The organism is Curtobacterium luteum, assembly GCF_001475545.1.
GTDB lineage: Bacteria > Actinomycetota > Actinomycetes > Actinomycetales > Microbacteriaceae > Curtobacterium > Curtobacterium luteum_A.
The window spans coordinates 1-764 of record NZ_LDQC01000184.1; the positions used below are offsets into that span (position 1 = coordinate 1).

The following is a 764-nucleotide window of genomic DNA, read 5'->3' on the forward strand; positions in this document are numbered from 1 at the left end:
CGAGGATCGCCGCCGTGACCTCGCCCACGGTCCGGTCGCCCTGCACCGCAGTGTGCACCGTGCGGAACTCCACCTGCGGCCACCGCAGCTGCGCGTTGCGCTTGACGTCCTTCTCTGCGTCGGAGTCCTTGCCGGTGATCAGGCCGATCCGGTGCGGGAGGAACGGCAGGCGCTTCTTCCGCGACGGGTCGAACAGGCCCTCGGCCGCGAGGGTGCGACGTAGCCGTTCGAGCCGTTCGAGGAGGTCGCCGAGCCCGACGTGCTTCATCTCGACGACCTGCATCGTGAGCGAGCCGCCCTTGACCCAGTAGTTCGGCTTGACGGCGGCGACCACCCGGTCACCCTGCTTGAGGTCGGCCGGCACGCGGGAACGCACGCTCGACCAGATCGAGAACGACACGGTCGCGTCGACCTCGACGTCCTTGAGCTTGCCGTAGACGTTGCCGCCGGCGACGTTCCACTGGGTGATCTCGCCCTCGACCCAGGCGGTACCGAGGCGATCGATCCAGTCGCGGAGCTTCGCGCCGAGCAGCGCGACGGGCCAGGGGTTGTCGGCCGTCGGCGGGCCCTGTTCGATCGCCATGTCGCTCCTTCCGAACGCGGGACACCCATGCTGCCGCAGACCGGTGACACGGCGCGTACCACCGCGCCGCGCGGGAGTTCTCCACAGGGTCGGTCGCGCCCAGGTCGAGCGGGTGCCGCTCACCTATCATCGGGGACGTGACGATCACCAACGGCCACACGGTCCCCCTCGCCCCGCCGCG

1 protein-coding gene is annotated in these 764 nt (G+C 70.2%); it reads right to left on the reverse strand.

Annotated elements, in window-relative coordinates; translation table 11 throughout:
* Positions 1 to 583, reverse strand: a 583-nt coding sequence (locus tag NS184_RS17065; RefSeq protein ID WP_193750568.1) for an exodeoxyribonuclease VII large subunit, incomplete at its 3' end; no start/stop codon positions are given.
* Positions 584 to 764 lie beyond the last annotated feature (181 nt).